The 20309-nt window shown below is 68.3% G+C and carries 16 protein-coding genes; 13 read left to right on the plus strand and 3 right to left on the minus strand.

Annotated features, from left to right (window positions below):
- The first annotated feature begins 327 nt into the window (after nt 1-327).
- Both typA and BMX29_RS17240 read left to right on the plus strand, forming a co-directional pair.
- Nucleotides 328-2145 carry a translational GTPase TypA gene (gene typA, locus BMX29_RS17235; protein ID WP_043843455.1) on the plus strand — a complete coding sequence of 606 codons (1818 nt, stop codon included), beginning with the start codon at nt 328-330 and terminating at the stop codon, nt 2143-2145.
- Nucleotides 2142-2465 carry a cupin domain-containing protein gene (locus BMX29_RS17240; protein WP_043843456.1) on the plus strand — a complete coding sequence of 108 codons (324 nt, stop codon included), beginning with the start codon at nt 2142-2144 and terminating at the stop codon, nt 2463-2465. Before typA ends, BMX29_RS17240 begins: the two co-directional genes overlap by 4 nt.
- A 236-nt stretch (nt 2466-2701) precedes the next feature.
- Here BMX29_RS17240 and BMX29_RS17245 read toward each other — a convergent pair whose 3' ends face one another.
- Both BMX29_RS17245 and alaS read right to left on the minus strand, forming a co-directional pair.
- Complete coding sequence (locus tag BMX29_RS17245; protein ID WP_092815307.1) at nt 2702-2989, minus strand: DUF1330 domain-containing protein; 288 nt, start codon at nt 2987-2989, stop codon at nt 2702-2704.
- 3 nt (nt 2990-2992) lie between these two features.
- A complete protein-coding gene (alaS, locus tag BMX29_RS17250; RefSeq protein ID WP_092815310.1) occupies nt 2993-5656 on the minus strand; it encodes an alanine--tRNA ligase in 2664 nt (887 codons plus the stop codon).
- A gap of 159 nt (nt 5657-5815) precedes the next feature.
- On the opposite strand from alaS, the gene BMX29_RS17255 reads away from it, so the two are divergent.
- Nucleotides 5816-7396 (plus strand): SLC13 family permease, encoded by a 1581-nt coding sequence (locus BMX29_RS17255; protein ID WP_043843461.1) that lies wholly within the window; start codon nt 5816-5818, stop codon nt 7394-7396.
- 389 nt (nt 7397-7785) lie between these two features.
- Here BMX29_RS17255 and recA read toward each other — a convergent pair whose 3' ends face one another.
- A complete protein-coding gene (gene recA, locus BMX29_RS17260; protein ID WP_043843463.1) occupies nt 7786-8856 on the minus strand; it encodes a recombinase RecA in 1071 nt (356 codons plus the stop codon).
- Nucleotides 8857-9040: 184 nt separating this feature from the next.
- Here recA and BMX29_RS17265 point away from each other — a divergent pair, with 184 nt between their 5' ends.
- The 10 genes from BMX29_RS17265 (at nt 9041) to deoC (ending at nt 20303) form a co-directional block, all read left to right on the plus strand.
- Nucleotides 9041-9658 (plus strand): gamma-glutamyl kinase, encoded by a 618-nt coding sequence (locus tag BMX29_RS17265; RefSeq protein ID WP_092815313.1) that lies wholly within the window; start codon nt 9041-9043, stop codon nt 9656-9658.
- A gap of 368 nt (nt 9659-10026) precedes the next feature.
- On the plus strand, nt 10027-10770 hold the full coding sequence (locus BMX29_RS17270) for a DeoR/GlpR family DNA-binding transcription regulator (RefSeq protein ID WP_043843466.1): 744 nt from the start codon (nt 10027-10029) through the stop codon (nt 10768-10770).
- 152 nt (nt 10771-10922) lie between these two features.
- A complete protein-coding gene (locus BMX29_RS17275; protein ID WP_092815316.1) occupies nt 10923-11966 on the plus strand; it encodes an autoinducer 2 ABC transporter substrate-binding protein in 1044 nt (347 codons plus the stop codon).
- A 78-nt stretch (nt 11967-12044) separates the two neighbouring features.
- Nucleotides 12045-13562: a sugar ABC transporter ATP-binding protein gene (locus BMX29_RS17280; RefSeq protein ID WP_092815319.1), complete on the plus strand. Its 1518-nt coding sequence runs from the start codon at nt 12045-12047 to the stop codon at nt 13560-13562.
- A complete protein-coding gene (locus tag BMX29_RS17285; RefSeq protein ID WP_092815322.1) occupies nt 13559-14536 on the plus strand; it encodes an ABC transporter permease in 978 nt (325 codons plus the stop codon). Before BMX29_RS17280 ends, BMX29_RS17285 begins: the two co-directional genes overlap by 4 nt.
- A 16-nt stretch (nt 14537-14552) precedes the next feature.
- Nucleotides 14553-15575 (plus strand): ABC transporter permease, encoded by a 1023-nt coding sequence (locus BMX29_RS17290; RefSeq protein ID WP_092815325.1) that lies wholly within the window; start codon nt 14553-14555, stop codon nt 15573-15575.
- A gap of 2 nt (nt 15576-15577) precedes the next feature.
- Nucleotides 15578-16675 carry a DUF4432 family protein gene (locus tag BMX29_RS17295; RefSeq protein ID WP_092815328.1) on the plus strand — a complete coding sequence of 366 codons (1098 nt, stop codon included), beginning with the start codon at nt 15578-15580 and terminating at the stop codon, nt 16673-16675.
- Between the two features lie 4 nt (nt 16676-16679).
- On the plus strand, nt 16680-17612 hold the full coding sequence (gene rbsK / locus BMX29_RS17300) for a ribokinase (RefSeq protein WP_092815331.1): 933 nt from the start codon (nt 16680-16682) through the stop codon (nt 17610-17612).
- A 4-nt stretch (nt 17613-17616) separates the two neighbouring features.
- The gene (locus BMX29_RS17305) at nt 17617-19272 is read left to right on the plus strand and encodes an FGGY-family carbohydrate kinase (protein ID WP_092815334.1); all 1656 of its coding nucleotides are present in this window, start codon (nt 17617-17619) and stop codon (nt 19270-19272) included.
- Between the two features lie 101 nt (nt 19273-19373).
- The gene (gene deoC / locus BMX29_RS17310; protein ID WP_092815351.1) at nt 19374-20303 is read left to right on the plus strand and encodes a deoxyribose-phosphate aldolase; all 930 of its coding nucleotides are present in this window, start codon (nt 19374-19376) and stop codon (nt 20301-20303) included.
- The last annotated feature ends 6 nt before the right edge of the window (nt 20304-20309 follow it).

Raw genomic sequence — 20309 nt, forward strand, 5'->3', positions numbered from 1 at the left:
GGTGGGGGCGGGCTAGCACTCAATTGTATCAGTTTTGTCATACCTGATCGGGAAGTTGCCCGCGCCGCGGAGGCGGGCGAAAACTTCGGTTGGCCATGCCGCATGGCTGCCTCCCGCCCGCGTCGCGGCGCTTGCGCCGGTGATCCTCCCGGTGGTAGGGGCGCCTCAATACGATCCGCCGACGCGCGCGGAACCTGTCGGCAGGCAGGGCGGTGCGGCAGGCGGTCGCCCACTCCGGACACCTCCCCGGTCGCTGGCGCGATCCGGGCTGGCCTTTTCGATGCCTTGCCGGTAGTCCGCGCCCGACACCTTCTAAGGACGCCTTACATGGACCTGCGCAACGTCGCGATCATCGCCCACGTCGACCACGGCAAGACCACGCTCGTGGACGAGCTTCTCAAGCAATCCGGCGCCTTCCGCGAGAACCAGGCCGTCGCCGAGCGGGCGATGGACAGCAACGACCTCGAGCGCGAGCGGGGGATCACCATCCTCGCCAAGGCGACCTCGGTCGAGTGGAAGAACACCCGCATCAACATCGTCGACACCCCCGGCCACGCCGACTTCGGCGGCGAGGTGGAGCGCATCCTGTCGATGGTGGACGGCGTGGTGCTGCTGGTGGACGCCGCCGAAGGCCCGATGCCGCAGACCAAGTTCGTGACCTCCAAGGCGCTCGCGCTGGGCCTGCGCCCGATCGTGGTGCTGAACAAGGTCGACAAGCCCGACGCGGAGCCCGACCGCGCCCTCGACGAGTGCTTCGACCTCTTCGCGGCGCTGGGCGCAGACGACGACCAGCTCGACTTCCCGCACATGTATGCCTCGGGCCGGTCCGGCTGGGCCGACCACGAACTCGACGGCCCGCGCAAGGACCTCTCGGCGCTGTTCGGCCTGATCGTCGATCACGTGCCTGCGCCGCGCCAGGTGAAGAAGGAAGACGATGATTTCCGGATGCTGGCGACCACGCTGTCGTCCGACAACTTCCTCGGCCGCATCCTCACCGGCCGCGTCGAGAGCGGCAAGCTCAAGGTCGGCGCGACCCTGCAGGCGCTGAGCCGCGTGGGCCAGAAGATCGAGCAGTTCCGCGTCAGCCGCATCCAGGCCTTCCGGGGCCTCGCCTACCAGGACATCGAGGAAGCCCGCGCGGGCGACATCGTGACCATCGCGGGGATGCAGAAGGCGACCGTGTCCGACACGCTGTGCGCGCTTGCGGTGGACGAGCCTCTCGAGGCGCTTCCCATCGACCCGCCGACGATCACCGTGACCTTCGGCATCAACGACAGCCCGCTCGCCGGCCGTGACGGCAAGAAGGTGCAGTCCCGCGTGATCCGCGACCGCCTGATGAAAGAGGCCGAGTCGAACATCGCGATCAAGGTCGCCGAGACGCCGGGCGGCGAGGCCTTCGAGGTCTCGGGCCGGGGCGAACTTCAGATGGGCGTGCTGATCGAGAACATGCGCCGCGAGGGCTTCGAGCTGTCCATCGCGCGTCCGCAGGTCATCATGCGCGACGGCGAGAATGGCCGCGAGGAGCCGATCGAGGAAGTCACCATCGACGTGGACGATGACTATTCCGGCGCGGTGATCGAGAAGCTGACCGGCGTTCGCAAGGGCGAACTGGTCGAGATGAAGCCCGCCGGCACCGGCAAGACCCGCATCGTCGCGCACGTGCCTGCGCGCGGTCTCATCGGCTACCAGGGCGAATTCCTGACCGACACCCGTGGCACGGGCGTGATGAACCGCGTGTTCCACGGCTGGGCGCCCTATGCCGGCAAGATCGAGGGTCGCCGCGCCGGCGTTCTCATCTCGATGGAGTCGGGTGAATCCGTGGCCTTCGCGCTGTGGAACCTCGAAGAACGCGGCAAGATGTTCATCGGCGCGCAAGAAAAGGTCTATGGCGGCATGATCATCGGCGAGCATAGCCGCGAGAACGATCTCGAGGTGAACCCGCTGAAGGGCAAGAAGCTGACCAACGTGCGCGCAAGCGGCACCGACGAAGCGGTGCGCCTGACCACGCCGACGACGCTCAGCCTCGAGGAGGCGATCGCCTATATCAACGACGACGAGCTCGTGGAGGTGACGCCCAACGCCATCCGCCTGCGCAAGCGCTATCTCGACCCGCACGAGCGCAAGCGCATGTCGAAGGCGTCGTGAGCGACCTCAAGCACAGCCCCGGCCTTCGGGGCCACGTCACGGGCCGTGACCTCGGATGCGGGGTCACGGTCCTTTTCGTGACCGCGGACGAGGTGGGGAAGGGGCCCAAGCTGCACTGGCACCCCTACGACGAGCTTTTCGTGATCCGGAGGGGTCGGGCGCGCTTCACCGTGGGCGACGAGGTGATCGAGGGCGGTCCGGGCGACGTGATCCGCGGGCCCGCGCACGTGCCGCACCGCTTCGAGGTGATCGAGGCACCCTATGAGGCGCAGGACATCCACCTGAACGAGACGTGGATCCAGACCGATATCGAGGATTGAGCGCAGGCTCATCCGGCCGTTCCGCGTCCGAGCGGGGATCGGCGCGGGCGTTCACGCGTGAGCGGCTGAGCTGAGCGCGCGACTGTTCGGGGTGGATTAGGCTCGGCTCGGAGAACGGACCGGGGTTCGGAATCGTTTGTCTGATGACCGGAGCGCGCGCCGCATCAGGGCCAGACCGGCATCGCCGGGGCAAAGAGACCACCCCGGCACTGTCTCGCGCCGGAGCGGTCGGTCGATCACTCGGAGGTTTCGACGATCAGCAGTTCGCGCTCGGATGCGCCGCGGGCGTGGCTCAGCGCCTCCTGGTAGGCGGCTGAGTGGTAGCAGGCTTCCGCCGCCTCGACGCTGTCGAACTTGGCGACGACGTTGCGCGGACGTTCCTTGCCCTCGAGTTGCACGAACCGGCCGCCGCGGGCGACGAAGTGGCCACCATGCGCGGCGATGGCCGGACCGGCCAGCTCGGCATACTTCTTGTAGGCGTCCTCGTCGGTGACGGTGACGTGGGCGATCCAGAGTGCAGGCATCGTTTATCCTCCGATGACGGCTTCGGCCGCCTTGATTGCGTTCTCGGCGTTCTCGGCGGACGGGCCGCCGCCCTGCGCCATGTCGGGACGGCCTCCGCCGCCCTTGCCGCCCAGCTCGGCCACGGCCGCCTTCACGAGGTCCACCGCCGAAACCTTGCCGGTCAGATCCTCGGTGACGCCTGCGGCCACCGCCGCCTTGCCGCCCGCGTCCGCGATCAGCAGAACCGCGCCCGAGCCGAGCCGAGCCTTGTGCTCGTCGATGAGCGGGGGAAGGTCCTTGCCGGTCACGCCGGCCACCACCTGTGCGAGGAACGGCACGCCGCCCACGTCGCGGGCCTCGGCCGCCGCGGCACCGCCGCCGCCACCGGCCATCGCCAGCTCGCGGCGCAGCTGTGCCACCTCGTTCTGGAGCGCGCGACGTTCGTCGGACAGGGCCCGCACCCGGTCGCGCAGGTCGGCGCGCGACACTTTCAGATCGAGCGCGAGATCGCCCACGGCGCGGTCCTGCTCGGCAAGGTAGGCGAACGCCGCCTCGCCGGTCAGCGCCTCGATCCGGCGCACGCCCGCCGAGGACGCGCTGTCTGCCGTGGTCACGAACACGCCGATGTCGCCGGTCTGCGCCACGTGCGTGCCGCCGCAGAGTTCGAGCGAGTAGGTCGCGCCGTCCGCGCCCTTGCCCGAGCCGTCCTGCGAGCCCATCGACACGACGCGGACCTCGTCGCCGTACTTCTCGCCGAAGAGCGCCTGCGCGCCCATGGCGCGGGCGTCGTCCGGGGTCATGATGCGCGTGGTCACCGGGCTGTTCTGCCGGATATAGGCGTTCACCTCGGCCTCGATGCCGGCCAGCTCCTCGGTCGTCAGCGCCTTGGCGTGGCTGAAGTCGAAGCGCAGGCGGTCCGGGGCGTTCAACGACCCGCGCTGCGCGACGTGATCGCCAAGCGCGTGGCGCAGTGCCTCGTGCAGAAGGTGCGTCGCCGAGTGGTTCGCGCGGATCGCCGTCCGGCGGGCGTGATCGACCTCGAGCTTCGCGGCGGCTCCGGAGGCGATCTCGCCCTCGGTCACCTCGGCGAAGTGGATGAAGACCCCGGCCACCTTCTTGGTGTCGGTGACTTTCGCACGGCCGCCTTCGGTGACGATCTCGCCGCTGTCGCCGACTTGGCCGCCGGCCTCGGCGTAGAACGGTGTCTGGTTCAGCACCAGTTGCACGGTCTCGCCCTTCGAGGCGGTGTCGGTCACGGCGCCATCGCGGACCACCGCCTGAACCACGCCCTCGGCCGTTTCGGTGTCGTAGCCGAGGAAATCGGTCGCACCGTGCTCGTCTGCGATGTCGTACCATACGCGGGCATCGGCGGCCTCGCCCGAGCCGGACCACGCCGCACGGGCCTTGGCCTTCTGCTCGGCCATGGCCGCATCGAAGCCCTCGGTGTCGACCGTGCGCTCGCGCTCGCGCAGGGCATCCTGCGTGAGGTCGAGAGGGAAGCCGTAGGTGTCGTAGAGCTTGAACGCGGATTCACCGGGCAGGGGCGCTTCCGCCGGCAGGCCCGACAGCTCTTCGTCCAGCAGCTTGAGACCCCGGTCGAGCGTCGCCTTGAAGCGGGTTTCCTCCAGCTTCAGCGTCTCTTCGATCAATGCTTGCGCGCGGCCGAGCTCGGGGTAGGCGGCGCCCATTTTCTGCACCAGAGCGGGCACGAGCCGGTGCATGACCGGGTCCTTCGCGCCCAGCAGGTGCGCGTGGCGCATGGCGCGGCGCATGATCCGGCGCAGCACGTAGCCGCGGCCGTCGTTCGACGGCATCACGCCGTCCGCGATCAGGAAGGAGGTCGAGCGCAGGTGGTCCGCGATCACCCGGTGATGTGTCGTGCCCGGGCCGTCGGGATCGGTCGAGGTCACGTCCGCCGACGCCTCGATCAGCGCCCGCATGAGGTCGGTCGCGTAGTTGTCGTTGGTGCCCTGGAGCAGCGCCGCGACCCGTTCGATGCCCATGCCGGTGTCGATGGACTGGGCGTCCAGCTCGCGCCGGGTGCCGTCCTCGAACTGCTCGTTCTGCATGAAGACGAGGTTCCAGATTTCCACGAACCGGTCGCCGTCCTCCTCGGGACTTCCCGGGGGGCCGCCCCAGTACTGTTCGCCGTGGTCGAAGAAGATCTCCGAGCACGGGCCGCAGGGCCCGGTCGGACCCATCTGCCAGAAGTTGTCGTCGGTGGGGATGCGCAGGATCCGGTCGTCCGGAAGCCCCGCGACCTTCTTCCACAGGTCGGCCGCCTCGTCGTCGGTGTGGAACACCGTGACCAGAAGCCGCGACGGATCGATGTCGAGCTCCTTGGTGACCAGCTCCCACGCGAAGGGGATGGCCTGCTCCTTGAAGTAGTCGCCGAACGAGAAGTTGCCCAGCATCTCGAAGAACGTGTGGTGGCGGCGGGTATAGCCCACGTTGTCGAGGTCGTTGTGCTTGCCTCCGGCACGTACGCATTTCTGCGCCGTGGTCGCGCGGGTGTAATCCCGCGTCTCGACGCCGGTGAAGAGGTTCTTGAACTGCACCATCCCCGAATTCGCGAACATCAGCGTCGGGTCGTTGCGCGGCACGAGCGGAGAGGACGGCACCACGCGGTGGCCGTTCTTCTCGAAGTAGCCGAGGAAGGTGGAGCGGATGTCGTTGAGACTCGGCATGGGGTCCGTCCGGGCTGGAAAAAAGAGATCGGGCGAGGTGTAGCCCCGCGACCGGGCGCTGTCCATAAGCCGGGGGTCGCGGAAAATCGAGGGGGAGGGGGATCCGGTCGCCCCAAACCTGCGTTGTTTCGTCATGATTTTCCGGCGGGAGAGCGAGACATGAGCGATCGGGACACGGGGCAATCGCCCGACACCACCGAGAACGGCGGCCGATCCGGGGCCTGGACGTGGGGCCTGCGCGGCCTCGGCGTGGTGCTTGCGCTGCTGGTCTACCTGTTGCTCGGTGGGGCGGCGGAGCTCTCGGAAGAGGCCCGTCGCGTCGCAGCCATCGCCACGCTCATGGCCGTCTGGTGGATGACCGAGGCGCTGCCGCTTTCGGCCACCTCGCTTCTGCCCATCGTCCTGCTGCCGGCGCTCGCCGGCGTGCCGGTGGGCGACGCCACGGCGCCTTATGCCAGCTCGATCGTGTTCCTGTTCCTCGGTGGCTTCCTCATCGCGATCGCCATGGAGAAGTGGAACCTGCACAAGCGCATCGCGCTGATGACGCTGTCGAAGGTCGGCGTCGCGCCAAAGCGGATCGTTCTGGGCCTGATGCTGTCCACCGGCTTTCTGTCGATGTGGGTGTCGAACACTGCGACGACGCTGATGATGCTGCCGATCGGCATGTCCGTTCTGGCGCTGGTGGTCGAACGCAGCGCGTCCGATCAGGGTCGCGAGGTCGAGGACGAATTGCGTGATGGGGCCCGGGTGGCCGACGTTGTGGCCGACCCCCAGATCCGCGCTTTCGGCGTCTGTCTGGTGCTCGCCATCGCGTGGTCGGCGTCGATGGGCGGCCTCGGGACGCTGCTCGGGTCTCCGCCGAACGCGATCGTGGCCGGTTATGCCGCGGACGAACTCGACCGTGACATCGGTTTCCTGTCCTGGATGATGGTGGGCTTCCCGCTGGCGCTGACCTTCATCCTGATCGGCTGGGCGCTGATGACCAACGTGCTCTACCGCTTCACGCTCGACGAGATCCCCGGCGGGGCCGAGATGATCTCGGGCGAACTGGACAAGCTCGGACCGCTGTCTCAGGGCGAGAAGGTGGTGCTCGCGGTCTTCGGTGGCGCGGCGTTCCTGTGGATCGTGCCGGGCCTGCTCGCGGGGATCACGGGGATCGAGTGGCTGGATTCGCTCGACGACACCGCCATCGCCATCGCGGCGGGCATCGCGCTGTTCCTCGCACCAGCCGAGGGGTCGTCGCGCATGGCGCTTGAGTGGTCGGACGCCGAGAAGGGCCTTCCCTGGGGGGTTCTGCTGCTTTTCGGGGGCGGCCTGAGCCTTGCCGGAGCGGTGGCGTCCACCGGCCTCGACGTCTGGTTCGGCGACCAGGTCGAGGGCCTTGGCGCGCTGCCCATGCTGGCATTGGTCGCGGCGGTCGCGGCGATCGTGCTGTTCCTGACCGAGATCACGTCCAACACCGCGACGGCGGCGACGTTCATCCCGATCCTCGGCGGCGTCGCCCTCGGCATCGACGTGGACGCGATGACCCTGCTGATCCCGGCCGCTTTTGCTGCCACGTGCGCCTTCATGCTGCCGGTCGGCACGCCGCCCAACGCCATCGTCTTCGGCACCGGCGCGGTGAGCATCGGAGAGATGGCCCGGGGCGGCGCTGTGCTGAACGTCATCGGCATCGTTCTGATCACCGCGTTCTGCTACGTCCTCGGGGGGCTGGCGCTGGGGCTCGAGTTCGGGGGGTAGGGACGGGATCCGGCGTTGTCATGACGACGCCGGCATCTCTCCTGTACTTGCGGCGGCATAGCCGCCGATCCCTTTATGATTCATTCGAGCATCTCGGCCTCGCCGAGGCGGCGATGTCGCGAGCGCGGCTCACTTTCCGGCCCTCTGACCGCGCGGTAAGCCGCCGGGCTGCACGGCTCATGTCCTGGGCCGGGGAAGGCTGGTCAACGCCGAAAGGTCCGGACCGGGCGCAACGCCGATGCGCGGGAGTGGCTACGACGCAGCCCCTCCCGAGCCCGGTTGGAGCCGTTGTCGCATTTTCCGAAGGCGCTAAACGAAAAAGGGGCGCCCAGATTGGCGCCCCTTTTCTTTCAAGAGTTTCCGGTTTCTGCCGGCGCTGCCGCAGGCTGTCAGCCTTCGACCACGTCCTCGCCGCCCTCTTCGGACATGTGGAAATCGAGCCCGTGTGCGGCGCGGATCTTGTCCTCGATGTCCAATGCCACCGCGGTGTTTTCCCGCAGGAATCCCTTGGCGTTCTCGCGGCCCTGGCCGATGCGCTCGTCGCCGTAGGAGTACCAGGCGCCCGACTTCTCGACCACGCCGGCCTTCACGCCGAGGTCCAGAAGTTCGCCTGTCTTCGAGATGCCCTCGCCGTACATGATGTCGAACTCGACCTGCTTGAACGGCGGTGCGACCTTGTTCTTCACGACCTTCACGCGCGTGGAGTTGCCCACGACCTCGTCGCGATCCTTGATCGAGCCGATGCGACGGATGTCGAGGCGGACCGAGGAATAGAACTTGAGCGCGTTGCCGCCGGTCGTGGTTTCGGGCGAGCCGAACATGACGCCGATCTTCATCCGGATCTGGTTGATAAAGATCACCATGCAGTTCGAGCGGCTGATCGAACCCGTCAGCTTGCGCATGGCCTGGCTCATGAGCCGCGCCTGCACGCCGACGCTCGAATCGCCCATGTCGCCTTCAAGCTCGGACTTCGGCGTGAGCGCCGCGACCGAGTCGACGACGACCATGTTCACCGCCCCCGAACGCACCAGCGTATCGGTGATCTCGAGCGCCTGTTCGCCGGTATCGGGCTGCGAAATCAGCAGTTCGTCGAGGTCCACGCCCAGCTTCTTGGCGTATTGCGGGTCGAGCGCATGTTCGGCGTCGACGAAGGCGCAGACGCCGCCCTTTTTCTGCTGCTCGGCCACGCAGTGCAGCGTCAGCGTCGTCTTGCCCGACGATTCGGGGCCGTAAATTTCGATGATCCGGCCCATGGGCAGCCCGCCGATCCCGAGCGCAATGTCGAGGCCGAGGGAGCCGGTCGACGTCGCCTCGATGTCCCGGAAGGCGTTTTCGCCCCCCAGCTTCATGATCGAGCCTTTGCCGAACTGCCGTTCGATCTGCGCCAGCGCCGAGTCGAGCGCCTTCTGCTTGTTCGCGTCGCGCTTGGAATCCATGCTGAGAAGGTCTGCCGTTGCCATGAGTGTCTGGTCCTTATTCCACACGTGCCGGGGCGCGGCAATCGCTGCTTCGTTCGCCTCTTGTTCCACAATTTATGGGATCAAAAGGAGAACATTTCAAGTCCGTTCTTTTGTCTGGCATCCTGCGGTCAGTTCCTTACGACTTGCTTAACGACACCGCGGAGCGCGGGCGACGGGGGCAGGGATGCTGATATTCTGGAAGGCGCGGCTTGTGTTGCTCGCGGTACCGAAGACGGGCACGTCGGCCTACGAGGCGGCGCTCGCGCCCCACGCGGCGATCGTGGTGTCGGACCCGCCCGAGCTGAAGCACGCGCCCGTATACCGCTACAATCGTTTCTTCCGCCCGATGCTCGAGAAGATGGGCGCGCCCGACATGGACGTGGCGGCGGTGATCCGCGAGCCGGTCTCGTGGCTCGGATCCTGGTGGCGCTATCGCCAACGGCCGTTCCTCGACGGGCGCCCGACTTCGACGAAGGATGTCGGCTTCGACGCCTTCGTCGAGGCGTGGTGCCAGGGCGACCGCCCGGCTTTCGCGAACGTCGGCGACCAGTCGAAATTCGTGGAGCCGCGACCCAATGGCACCCGCGTCACGCATCTTTTCCGCTACGAGGAGCCCAGCGCGCTGGACGCGTTTCTCGCCGAGCGGCTGGGGGTGGAGATCGCGGTCGGCCGTGCCAACGTCTCGCCTCGCGCGGCGGTCGAGCTGTCCTCCGAGACAGAGGCGAAGGTGCGGCGCAAGAAGGCCGCCGAGTTCGATCTGTGGTCGGGCATCGAAAGCGGGCGGCGCCTGGCGGAGCCGTGACGGGTTTTCGAAAATCGTATTGCGCATGAGTGCCTTGCGTGCCGAAATTCACGTATCGGTCGAAGCGTCGGCGTCTCGCCTGAGCGATCAAAAATGGATTCGCACGACTGACCGCAAAATGGCTTCAAAACAGCAAGTTGTTCGCGACTGTTAAAACAAGTTGCCGACGCCGCCCGGCCGTGACCTTGTTCGCTCAGCCTTTCCTTCTTGGTGAAAATATTCCGGGAAGCGCGAGGCCATGACCCCTCGCCTCACCACGGAGCCCAGTCGCGCCGCAGCGTCAGCGAAGCGCTCACGTTCCCGCAATTTGACGGCCCTGTCGCCATGGGCCAAGGTCCGCGGATGCTTCGGCTCCCCATATTCCAGTCATGACCCGACCCAGCGGCTTTGACGAACGCAACGCGCGGATCTGCCTTCTGCTGGAGGTGGCGCCGTCGCTGCGGCTGCGCGACGTGGCGCAGGACCTGGGCGTGGCGGAGATGACGCTGCGCCGGGACGCGGCCTCGGGCAAGGCGGGTTTCGCGTGTCAGGGCGGCTACATCGTGCGAGGCCGCAGCACCGATGCCTACGACTTTGACGAGCAGATGCGGCGAGCGAGCGAGGCCAAGCGCGTGGCGGCCGATCACGCGGCGACGCTCGTGCCCGACGGGGCGTGCGTGTTTCTCGACACCGGTACGACACTTCCGCATCTGGCCCGGGCCCTGGCGCGCGGTCGGGTGCGACGGATCGTGACCCACTGCCTGACGTCGGCCGAGCTTCTGCATGGGCGCACCAGCGCCGAGGTCGAGTTCATCGGCGGGCGGCTCCAAAGCCGCACCCGGTCGTGCCACCCGCCCGATCCGCTCAAGGTCCTGAAACCGCTCGGCATCGACGTGGGGTTCCTGTCGGCCGGCGGTCTCTGGGAGGGGCGCGAACTGAGCTGCTCGCACGACTACGAGGTCGCGATGAAGCGTGCGGTGATCGCCCTGGCCCGCGACAGCTGGGCGGTGCTCGACTCCAGCAAGATCGGCGACCGCCGGGCGGTGCGCTTCGCCACGCTGGACGAGATCTCCGGCGTGGTGACCGAGCACGGGGTGGGCCGTCGCGCGGTGCCGGTGGCCGAGGCCGACTGAAACATTCCGCATTTCCGCTTGACGACTCCCGGCGGCTCCGTTTGGTTACCGAGTAATGTTGCGATCCGAACAGAAGTCGGCGCAGCCTTGCCGGTCGTTCGGAGGACGATCGGCCGTTTTGGCCCGAAGACGGGCTCAGAGGGAGGAAGATTATGAGAACCCATTTCATTTCGCTCGCCGTCGCTGCCGTGACTGCCGCCGGCGCCGCGCAGGCGCAGGATCAGGTCGTCGACACCAGCAACGTGAACCAGGAGCTGATCCAGACCGACGAGACCTACTCGATCGCCACCGTGGTGAAGGTCGACGGCATCGCCTGGTTCGACCGTATGCGCGACGGCGTGAAGCAGTTCGGCGAAGACACCGGCCACGACACCTGGATGGTCGGCCCGTCCTCGGCGGACGCCGCGGCGCAGGTGCAGCTGGTCGAGAACCTGATCGCCCAGGGCGTCGACGCCATCGCCATCGTGCCGTTCTCGGTCGAGGCCGTGGAGCCGGTCCTCAAGAAGGCGCGTGACCGCGGCATCGTCGTGATCAGCCACGAGGCGTCGAACATCCAGAACGTGGACTACGACATCGAGGCCTTCGACAATCTCGCCTACGGCGCCAACCTGATGGACGAGCTCGCCGCGCAGATGGGCGAGAGCGGCCAGTACGTCGCCACCGTGGGCAGCCTGACCTCGAAGTCGCAGAACGAGTGGATCGACGGCGCGATCGCACGGCAGGAGGAAGCCTATCCCGACATGGAGATGGTGACCGAACGCCTCGAGACGTATGACGACGCGAACACCGACTATACCAAGCTCAAGGAAGCCCTGACCGCGCATCCCGACATCGCGGGCATCGTAGGCGGCCCGATGCCGACCTCCGCGGGCGCCGGGCGTCTGATCGCGGAAAGCGGCCTTCAGGGGCAGCTGCACTTCGCGGGCACTGGCCTTCCGTCGGTCGCGGGCGAGTACATCGCCAACGGTGATATCGAGTACATCCAGTTCTGGGATCCGGCCGTTGCGGGCTACGCCATGAACATGCTCGCCGTCGCCGCTCTCGAGGAGCGGGATGACCAGATCGGCGCGGGCCTGAACCTCGGCCTCGAAGGCTACGAGGACCTGCAGGAAGCCGGAGAAGACCGCCAGAACGTGCTGTACGGCGCGGGCTGGGTCGGCGTGACCTCCGAGAACATGGATCAGTACAACTTCTGATCCCGCTTGCGGACCGCGGGCGCCGGCGAACCGCCGTGCGCCCGCGTCTCCCGTCCCACCGAATTCACGAGGCCCCTCATGGCATCGCCCCCCTTGATCGAGCTTCGGGGCATCTCGAAGCGTTTCGGCGGCGTTCGCGCGCTGGACGACGTCTCCATGTCCATCGACCGTGCCGAGATCCGCTGCCTCGCCGGCGAGAACGGCTCGGGGAAGTCCACGCTCATCAAGATCGTCTCGGGGGTCTACCAGCCCGACGCGGGCGAGATCCTGATTGACGGGGAGCCCACGGGCCGCCTCGATCCGGCGACGTCCATCGCGCACGGCGTGCAGGTCATCTACCAGGACCTGTCGCTGTTCCCGACGCTGAGCGTGGTCGAGAACCTGTTTCTCAATACCTACCTGCGCGAGAAGCGTGGCACGGTGGACTGGCGCCGGGGCCGCAAGATGGCCCGCGAGGTGCTGGAGCGGCTGGACGTGGAACTCGACCTCGACGCCAATGTCGAGACGCTGCCCGCCGCGGGCCGCCAGATCGTCGCCATCGCGCGGGCCGTGCTGGCCGAGGCGCGGCTCATCATCATGGACGAGCCCACGACCGCGCTCACCGGGCGCGAGGTGGAGCGCATGTTCCGCATCGTGCGGGACCTGCAGGCGCAGGGCATCGCGGTGCTCTTCGTCAGCCACAAGATGCGCGAGATGCTCGAGATCAGCGAGGCGCTGACCGTCTTCCGCAACGGCAAGAAGGTCGAGGAAGGCCCGATCTCGGAGTTCGACGAGCGCAAGATCACCCGTGCCATGACGGGGCGCGACCTGAACACCGGGCATTTCGAGGCCCCCGCCATCGCAGCCGGCACCGCGCCGCGCCTGCGGCTGAAGGGCGTGAGCGTCGGCCGGCAGGTGCGCGACGTGTCGCTCGACGTTATGCCGGGCGAGGTCGTGGGCCTTTCGGGCCTGATCGGGGCGGGGCGTACGTCGCTGGTGAAGGCGATCTTCGGCCTGCGCCGGGACGTGACCGGGACGATGGAGATCGACGGCCAGCCGCTGGCGCCGGCGTCGGTGTCGGAGGCCATCGACGCGGGCGTCGCCTACGTCCCCGAGGACCGCCTGTCCGAGGGTCTCTTCCTCAACCGGTCGATCCGCGACAACGCCATCTCGGCGGCGATGGACCGTTACGCGCCGCGGCTCTGGCTCGACGGCAAGCGGGCACGGTCCGAGACCGAGACGATGTTCAACGACATGCAGATCAGTGCCCCGGGCACCGAGGTGCCGGTCTCGACGCTGTCCGGCGGCAACCAGCAACGCGTGGTGATCGGCCGCTGGCTGATGACCGACGCGAAGCTGCTGATGCTGAACGGCCCGACCGTGGGCGTGGACGTGGGTTCGAAGGAGCAGATCCACTCGATCATCCACGGCCTGACCCGCGACAAGGGGCTCGCCGTCATCATGATCTCGGACGACATCCCGGAACTCGCCGCGAACTGCAACCGCGTGCTGACGATGGCCGACGGTCGCCTGACCGGAGAGCTGTCGGGCGACGCCCTGACCGAAGACGCGCTCGACGCGGCCCTCGCCGGCGCGACCCGGAAGGAAACGGCATGAAACTATTCGGCAGCGCCGATGCCATCATCGCGCTGATCCTCGTGGTCGCGATGGTGCTGATCGGCCTCATCAACCCCGCCTTCTGGCAATTGTCCAACATCTTCAGCCTGTTGAAGTCCAATGTTGTCATCGGGCTGATGGCGCTCGGGGTTCTTCTGGTGATGATCTCGGGCGGCATCGACGTGTCGTTCACCGCCTTCGCGGTCGCCGGCATGTACCTCGTCGTCCGCTCGATGGTCGCGCTCGATTACGACGGGGTGATCCTGCCGTTCCTGGCGGCCACGCTGATCGGCGGGCTGCTGGGTCTGATGAACGCGGGCATCATCCACAAGTTCAACATGATCCCGCTGATCGTGACGCTTGGCACGGCGTCTGTTGTGCGCGGCCTGGTGCTGGGGCTGGTGGGCACGTCCAACGTCAACATCAACCAGATGCCTGACGCGCTGATCGCCTTCGGTCGCACCGACATCCTGACGCTCGAGCGGGCGAACGGCACGACTTTCGGGCTGACGGCGATGATCGTGATCTACATCGCGGTCGCGGTGGGCATTCACCTTGTTCTGACGCGGACGATGATCGGCCGTTCGGTCTACGCCTATGGCGCCGACGCCGAGGCGGCCAAGCGCGTGGGCTTCAACACCGGGCGGACGATGATCTTCGTCTACTGCACGGCGGGCGCGCTCGCGGGCTTCGCGGGCCTGCTGCACTCCTCGATGATCTGGCTCGCCAACCCGCGCGATTTCGTCGGGCTCGAGCTCGACGTGATCGCGGCGGTGGTGCTGGGCGGCGCGTCGATCTTCGGCGGGCGCGGGACCGTGCTGGGGACCGTGCTGGGCGTCTTCATCCTCGTGATGATCCAGAACTCGCTGATCCTTATGGGCATCGACACGACGTGGCAGCGCGTCGTCGTGGGCGGCATGCTGATCGCCGCGGTGGCGGTGACCGCGCTGCGCGACCGCCGCGCGCCGGTCTGAGAGGGGAGGACCTGACATGAGCCAGACCAACACCGCAGAGACCGCGGGCGGCAGCTTCAAGGGAAGCCTCCTGCGGGCGGGCGGGCACACCAACGTGCAACTCGGCGTCATCTGCCTGCTGATCCTCGTCGTGATGACGGCGCTGCGCCCGCAGATGTTCCTGTCGTCCTACAACTTCGAGTCCATGGCCTTCTTCATGCCCGAACTGGGCATCCTGTCGGTGGCGATGATGATCGCGATGCTGACGGGCGGGATCGACCTGTCGATCGTGGGCGTGGCGAACCTTGCCGGGATCACGGCGGGCACCGTCTTCGGCTACGTCGCGGGCGAGGCCGGGGCCGGATCGCTCGGCGTCGCGCCGGTTATCCTTGGCGTGGGCGTGGGCCTTCTGGTCGGCGTCCTGGCGGGGCTGCTGAACGGACTGCTGATCTCGGGGCTGAAGATCACGCCGATCCTCGCCACGCTCGGCACCGGGCAGGTTTTCATCGGCCTGTGCCTCGTGCTGACCGGCGGGCCGGCCATCGTGGGCTTCCCGTCTGCGTGGAACTGGCTCGGCAACGGCAAGATCGCCGCGATCCCGGTGCCGCTGGTGCTGTTCGTGGTGCTCTGCGTTGCGCTGTCGCTGCTGCTGTCGCGCACCTCGTTCGGTCTGCGGCTGAAGATGATCGGCACAAACCCCAAGGCGGCGGTCTACACCGGCATCGAGCGCGGGCGCATGATCATCTGGTCCTACATGCTGACCGGGGGCCTTGCCGCTATGGCCGGGATCCTCCTGTCGGCGCGGACAAACGCGGCCAAGTCCGACTACGGCGCGTCCTACCTGCTGCAGGCGGTGCTGATCGCCGTGCTGGGCGGGACCAACCCGGCGGGCGGCAAGGGCAACGTGCTGGGCGTGGCACTGGCCGTGATCTCGCTGACGCTGCTGTCCTCGGGCTTCCAGATGATGCGGGTGTCGAACCACCTGATCGACTTCGTCTGGGGCGCGTTCCTGATCGCGGTGATCGCCATCAATTCCTTCCGTGGCAGAAAGGCACGCTGAGCATGTCCGTCTCCATCCCCCTCGCGCCTGATACCTTCGGGCCGGCCGCGCGCGTCGTCGCGCAGAGCGACCCCTTCACCGTCACCGCGTGGCGCACCGGTCTCGGCATCGAGATGCTGCGGATCGAGAACGGACGCGGCCATGTCGAGGTGCTGCCGTTCATGGGCCAGATGGTCTGGGACGCGGTCTTCGACGGTGTGCGCCTGACCATGGACAGCGCGTTCCCCGAGCCGCGACCGGCCACCTCTATCGTCGAGACCTACGGCTGTCTCGCCTACCACAGCGGCCTTCTGCGGAACGGCTGCCCGGGGCCGGAGGACGACCATCCGCTGCACGGAGAGATGCCGTGCAAGCGCATGGACAGCGCGCGGGTCGAGTTCGACACCGACGCGGACGGGGCGCCGGTGGTGCGCGTCGCCGGCCACGTGGACCACACGCTGGGCTTCGGCCCGAATTACCGCGCGCGGCCCTCGGTCACCGCGGGCACCGGCACCACCATCGCAATGGGCATGGAGGTCGAGAACCGCTCGGCCCTGCCGATGGAACTGATGTACATGGCGCACGTCAACTTCGCCTTCGTGGCGAACGGCGTGATCCACCAGGCCGCGCCCTTCACGCCGGACCGGACCCGGGTGCGCTCGTCGGTGCCGGCGCATGTCACGCCCACCGAGGACTACCGCGCCTTCCTGCAGGAACTGGGCGCGCGCCCCGAGGCGGGCCGCATCCTCGACCGACCCGAGCGCTGGGACCCCGAGCAGGTGATCTACGTGGACGCGCCAGGGACCGATCCGAAGGGGCTCACCCACGCGATGCTCGAACGCCCGACCGGCGACGGCTTCGTGATGACCTACGCGCCCGCCGAGTTCCCGCGCCTCGGGCGCTGGATCCTGCACGGCGCCGACGCCACCGTCGCCGCCTTCGCGCTGCCCGCCACCTGCGAGCCCGAGGGCTACCTGGCCGAGAAGGCCAAGGGCAACATCGCAACCCTCGCGGCCGGCGAGACGCGCCGCTTCACCGCGCGCTTCGGCTACGTCACAGCCGACGAGGCCGCCGCGCTTTCGGGACAGATCGCCGCCCTCGGCGGCAAGGACAAGGATTGAGCACATGGCCGATCGCATCGCCGTCGTCGGATCGAACATGGTCGATCTCGTCACCTACGTCGAACGTATGCCGAACCGGGGCGAAACGCTGGAGGCTCCCGACTTCGTGCAGGGGTTCGGGGGAAAGGGCGCCAACCAGGCCGTCGCCGCCGCGCGCCTCGGCGCCGAGGTGGCGATGGTCACCTGCGTGGGCGACGATCTCTTCGGGCCGCGCACCCGCCAGAACCTCGCCGACAACGGCATCGACGTGACCCACGTCCGCACGGTCGAGGGCGCGCCCTCGGGCGTCGCGCCGATCTTCGTGGAGCCCGACGGCGAGAACGCGATCCTCATCGTGAAAGGCGCCAACGCGCACCTTTCCGGCAAGGACATCGAGGCGGCCGCCGACACGCTCAAGGGCTGCGACGCGATCCTCTTGCAGCTCGAGGTGCCGCTCCAGACGGTCTACGACGCGGTGGCCTTCGGTGCGAAGCACGGCATTCAGACCATCCTGAACCCGGCGCCCGCGCATCCTGACCTCGACCTGTCGAAGCTCGACGGTCTCGACTGGTTCTGCCCGAACGAGAGCGAGCTGGCGATGCTGTCGGGGATGCCCACCGACACCGATGACGCGGTGCTGGCCGCCGCGCGGTCGCTGATCGCGCGCGGCATCCGCAACGTGATCGTGACGCTCGGCGGTCGCGGCGCGCGGCTCATCACCGCGGACGACGTGACCCAGATCGCGCCGGTGACGGTCGATCCGGTGGACACGACCGGGGCGGGCGACGCCTTCATCGGCAGCTTCGCGCGGTTCCTCTCGGGCGGCGCTGCCCCGGAAGAGGCACTGACCCGCGCGGCGCGCTATGCCGCGCATTCGATTACCGGGCGCGGCACGCAGTCGAGCTACACCGACGCCGCCGGGTTCGAGGCGTTCTGCCGCGAGCTCGGGGAGGGCTGAGCCGATGAGCGCGCCGACTTTCCTCGGCATCGACGTGGGCACTGGTAGCGCCCGAGCGGGGCTGTTCGATGCCTCGGGCGCGCTTCTCGGGCGCGGTTCGGAGGCGATCGCGACGCACCGCCCACGCGAGAGCTTTGCCCAGCAGGCGAGCGCCGACATCTGGCGCGCGGTGGTCGCCGCGGTGCGCGCCGCGCGGGCCGAGGCGGGCGACGTGGAAGTTGCCGCGCTGGCCTTCGATGCAACCTGTTCGCTGGTGGTCTCGGGGTCCGACGGCCCTGTCGCCGTGGGCCCCGGCGGTGACGCCGCCCAGGACGTGGTGCTCTGGATGGATCACCGCGCGGTGGGAGAGGCCCGCGAGATCAACGAGATCGGGGGCGAACCGCTCGCCCGCGTGGGCGGGACGATCTCGCCCGAAATGCAGATGCCCAAGCTTCTGTGGCTCAAGCGGAACATGCCTGAAACGTGGCGCGCGGCGACCTCGTTCCGCGACCTGCCGGACTGGCTCGTGCACCGCGCCACCGGCACCGACGCGCGGTCCGTCAATTCGCTCGTGTGCAAGTGGGGCTACCTCGGTGAACGCGGCCTCGCGGGTGAAGGCTGGGACGACGGGTTCCTGTCGGCCATCGGTCTTGGCGATCTTGCCCAGGACGGCCACGCCCGTATCGGCACCGAGTTGATCCTGCCCGGCCGCCCGGCGGGCACGCTGTCCGAGACGGCCGCGCAAGAGCTGGGCCTCCTGCCCGGTCTGCCAGTCGCGGCGGGCATGATCGACGCCTATGCGGGCGCGCTCGGCACCCTCGGCGCTGGGGCCGAGGGCGACGCCGGGCAGGGTGCGCGCCTCGCGCTGATCGCCGGAACCTCCGCGTGCCATATCGTCGAGACCGACGACACCGTATCGGTGCCCGGCGTCTGGGGGCCCTATCCTCAGGTGCTCACGCCGGGGCGCATCGCTCTCGAGGCCGGGCAATCGGCGGCGGGCGCGCTGCTGGACGCGGTAATCGCGCGTCATGGCGCCTCGGGTGGCATGAGCGGCGGGGCCTCGGGCGCCGCCGCGGCGCTGTCCGACCGGCTCGACGCGCTGGCGTCCGGCGGTGGCGTGGCTCGTGCCGAGCTGACCCGCGCGCGCCATGTGCAGCCCGACTTCCATGGCAACCGCGCGCCGCTCGCCGATCCCGAACGGCGCGGCATGATCGCGGGCCTCACGCTCGAAACAGGGGCGGACGACCTCGCGCTCGACTACCTCGCCACGATCCAGGCGCTCGCCTACGGGACCCGCGCGATCCTCGATGCGATGGCGGAGCAGGGTCTGTCCGTGTCGGACATCGTGATGAGCGGCGGGCTCGCGGCGAACGCGGACTATGTATCCGCCCATGCCGACGCCACCGGCTGCCCCGTGCTGGTGCCCGAAGGCGAGGAGCCCGTGTTGCGCGGCGTGGCCACCGCCGCCGCCGTCGCGGCGGGCACGTTCAAGGACCTGACCGAAGGCGCGGCGGCGATGGCCGGCCCCGCCCGGGCGGTGCGGCCCGACCCGGCCGCGCGCGCCTACCACGACCGGAAATTCGCGGTCTTCACCGCCATGCAGGCGCATTTCGACGATGCACGCCGCCTGATGGCCGGAGAGGACGAACGCAACGCCGCCCCGGGCGGCCGAGAGGACTGACCATGTCGCACACGAAAGACGACCGGGCGACCGCGCCCGTCCAGGCGGGGCCGGGCGCGCTGCCCGCGACCCGCGAGCCGGAGCCGGGCCGTAACCCCGGCATGCCGCTCGACACAGCGATGTTCGAAGGCCACGCCGTGAACCGCTCGGCCGCCGAGCGCCGCGCCGCGACGCTGGGCACCCGGCGTTCGGTCAAGAAACAGCACCAGGCCGCGTGGCTGGTGAACGCGGTCCGGTTGATCGACCTCACGACGCTTTCGGGCGACGACACCGAGGGCAAGGTCCGAAGGCTCTGCGCCAAGGCGCGCAATCCGATCGCCCCCCGCATCGTCGAGGGCCTGGGCATTGCCGACATGGACCTGACCACCGGCGCGGTGTGCGTCTATCCGACGATGGTGCCGCACGCGGTCGACGCGCTCGAGGGCTCGGGCGTGCCGGTGGCGAGCGTCGCCACGGGTTTCCCGGCCGGTCTCATGCCGCTCGATCTGCGGCTCAAGGAGATTGAGTGGACCGTGGCGCAGGGCGCCGACGAGATCGACATCGTCATCACTCGCGAGCACGTCCTGAAGCAGGACTGGGCCGCGCTTCACGACGAGATCTCGCAGATGCGCGCGGCCTGCGGCGACGCCCACATGAAGGCGATCCTCGCCACCGGCGATCTGCAGACGCTTCGCAACGTCTATTCCGCCTCGATGGTGGCGATGCAGGCCGGCGCCGACTTCATCAAGACCTCGACCGGCAAGGAGGGCGTGAACGCCACGCTGCCCGTCAGCCTCGTGATGATCCGCGCGCTGCGCGACTATGGCGACGCCACTGGCTACCGCATCGGCTTCAAGCCCGCGGGTGGCATGAAGCAGGCCAAGGAGGCACTGGCCTGGCAGATCCTGATGAAGGAAGAGCTGGGCCGCCCCTGGCTCGAGCCGGACCTGTTCCGTTTCGGCGCGTCCTCCATGCTGGGCGACATCGAACGTCAGCTCGAACACCACGTCACGGGGCGCTACGCCGCCTCGCACCGCCACGCCGCGTCGTAAGGGGGC

The sequence above is a fragment of the Roseivivax marinus genome, assembly GCF_900109705.1.
GTDB classification, from domain to species: domain Bacteria; phylum Pseudomonadota; class Alphaproteobacteria; order Rhodobacterales; family Rhodobacteraceae; genus Roseivivax; species Roseivivax marinus.

What these genes read in the sequence shown, in the direction of transcription:
- typA (WP_043843455.1), top strand. Translation starts at nt 328, where the DNA reads ATGGACCTGCGCAACGTCGCGATCATCGCCCACGTCGACCACGGCAAG.
- BMX29_RS17245 (WP_092815307.1), bottom strand. Translation starts at nt 2,989, where the DNA reads ATGCCTGCACTCTGGATCGCCCACGTCACCGTCACCGACGAGGACGCC.
- alaS (WP_092815310.1), bottom strand. Translation starts at nt 5,656, where the DNA reads ATGCCGAGTCTCAACGACATCCGCTCCACCTTCCTCGGCTACTTCGAG.
- BMX29_RS17255 (WP_043843461.1), top strand. Translation starts at nt 5,816, where the DNA reads ATGAGCGATCGGGACACGGGGCAATCGCCCGACACCACCGAGAACGGC.
- recA (WP_043843463.1), bottom strand. Translation starts at nt 8,856, where the DNA reads ATGGCAACGGCAGACCTTCTCAGCATGGATTCCAAGCGCGACGCGAAC.
- BMX29_RS17265 (WP_092815313.1), top strand. Translation starts at nt 9,041, where the DNA reads ATGCTGATATTCTGGAAGGCGCGGCTTGTGTTGCTCGCGGTACCGAAG.
- BMX29_RS17270 (WP_043843466.1), top strand. Translation starts at nt 10,027, where the DNA reads ATGACCCGACCCAGCGGCTTTGACGAACGCAACGCGCGGATCTGCCTT.
- BMX29_RS17275 (WP_092815316.1), top strand. Translation starts at nt 10,923, where the DNA reads ATGAGAACCCATTTCATTTCGCTCGCCGTCGCTGCCGTGACTGCCGCC.
- BMX29_RS17280 (WP_092815319.1), top strand. Translation starts at nt 12,045, where the DNA reads ATGGCATCGCCCCCCTTGATCGAGCTTCGGGGCATCTCGAAGCGTTTC.
- BMX29_RS17285 (WP_092815322.1), top strand. Translation starts at nt 13,559, where the DNA reads ATGAAACTATTCGGCAGCGCCGATGCCATCATCGCGCTGATCCTCGTG.
- BMX29_RS17290 (WP_092815325.1), top strand. Translation starts at nt 14,553, where the DNA reads ATGAGCCAGACCAACACCGCAGAGACCGCGGGCGGCAGCTTCAAGGGA.
- BMX29_RS17295 (WP_092815328.1), top strand. Translation starts at nt 15,578, where the DNA reads ATGTCCGTCTCCATCCCCCTCGCGCCTGATACCTTCGGGCCGGCCGCG.
- rbsK (WP_092815331.1), top strand. Translation starts at nt 16,680, where the DNA reads ATGGCCGATCGCATCGCCGTCGTCGGATCGAACATGGTCGATCTCGTC.
- BMX29_RS17305 (WP_092815334.1), top strand. Translation starts at nt 17,617, where the DNA reads ATGAGCGCGCCGACTTTCCTCGGCATCGACGTGGGCACTGGTAGCGCC.
- deoC (WP_092815351.1), top strand. Translation starts at nt 19,374, where the DNA reads ATGCCGCTCGACACAGCGATGTTCGAAGGCCACGCCGTGAACCGCTCG.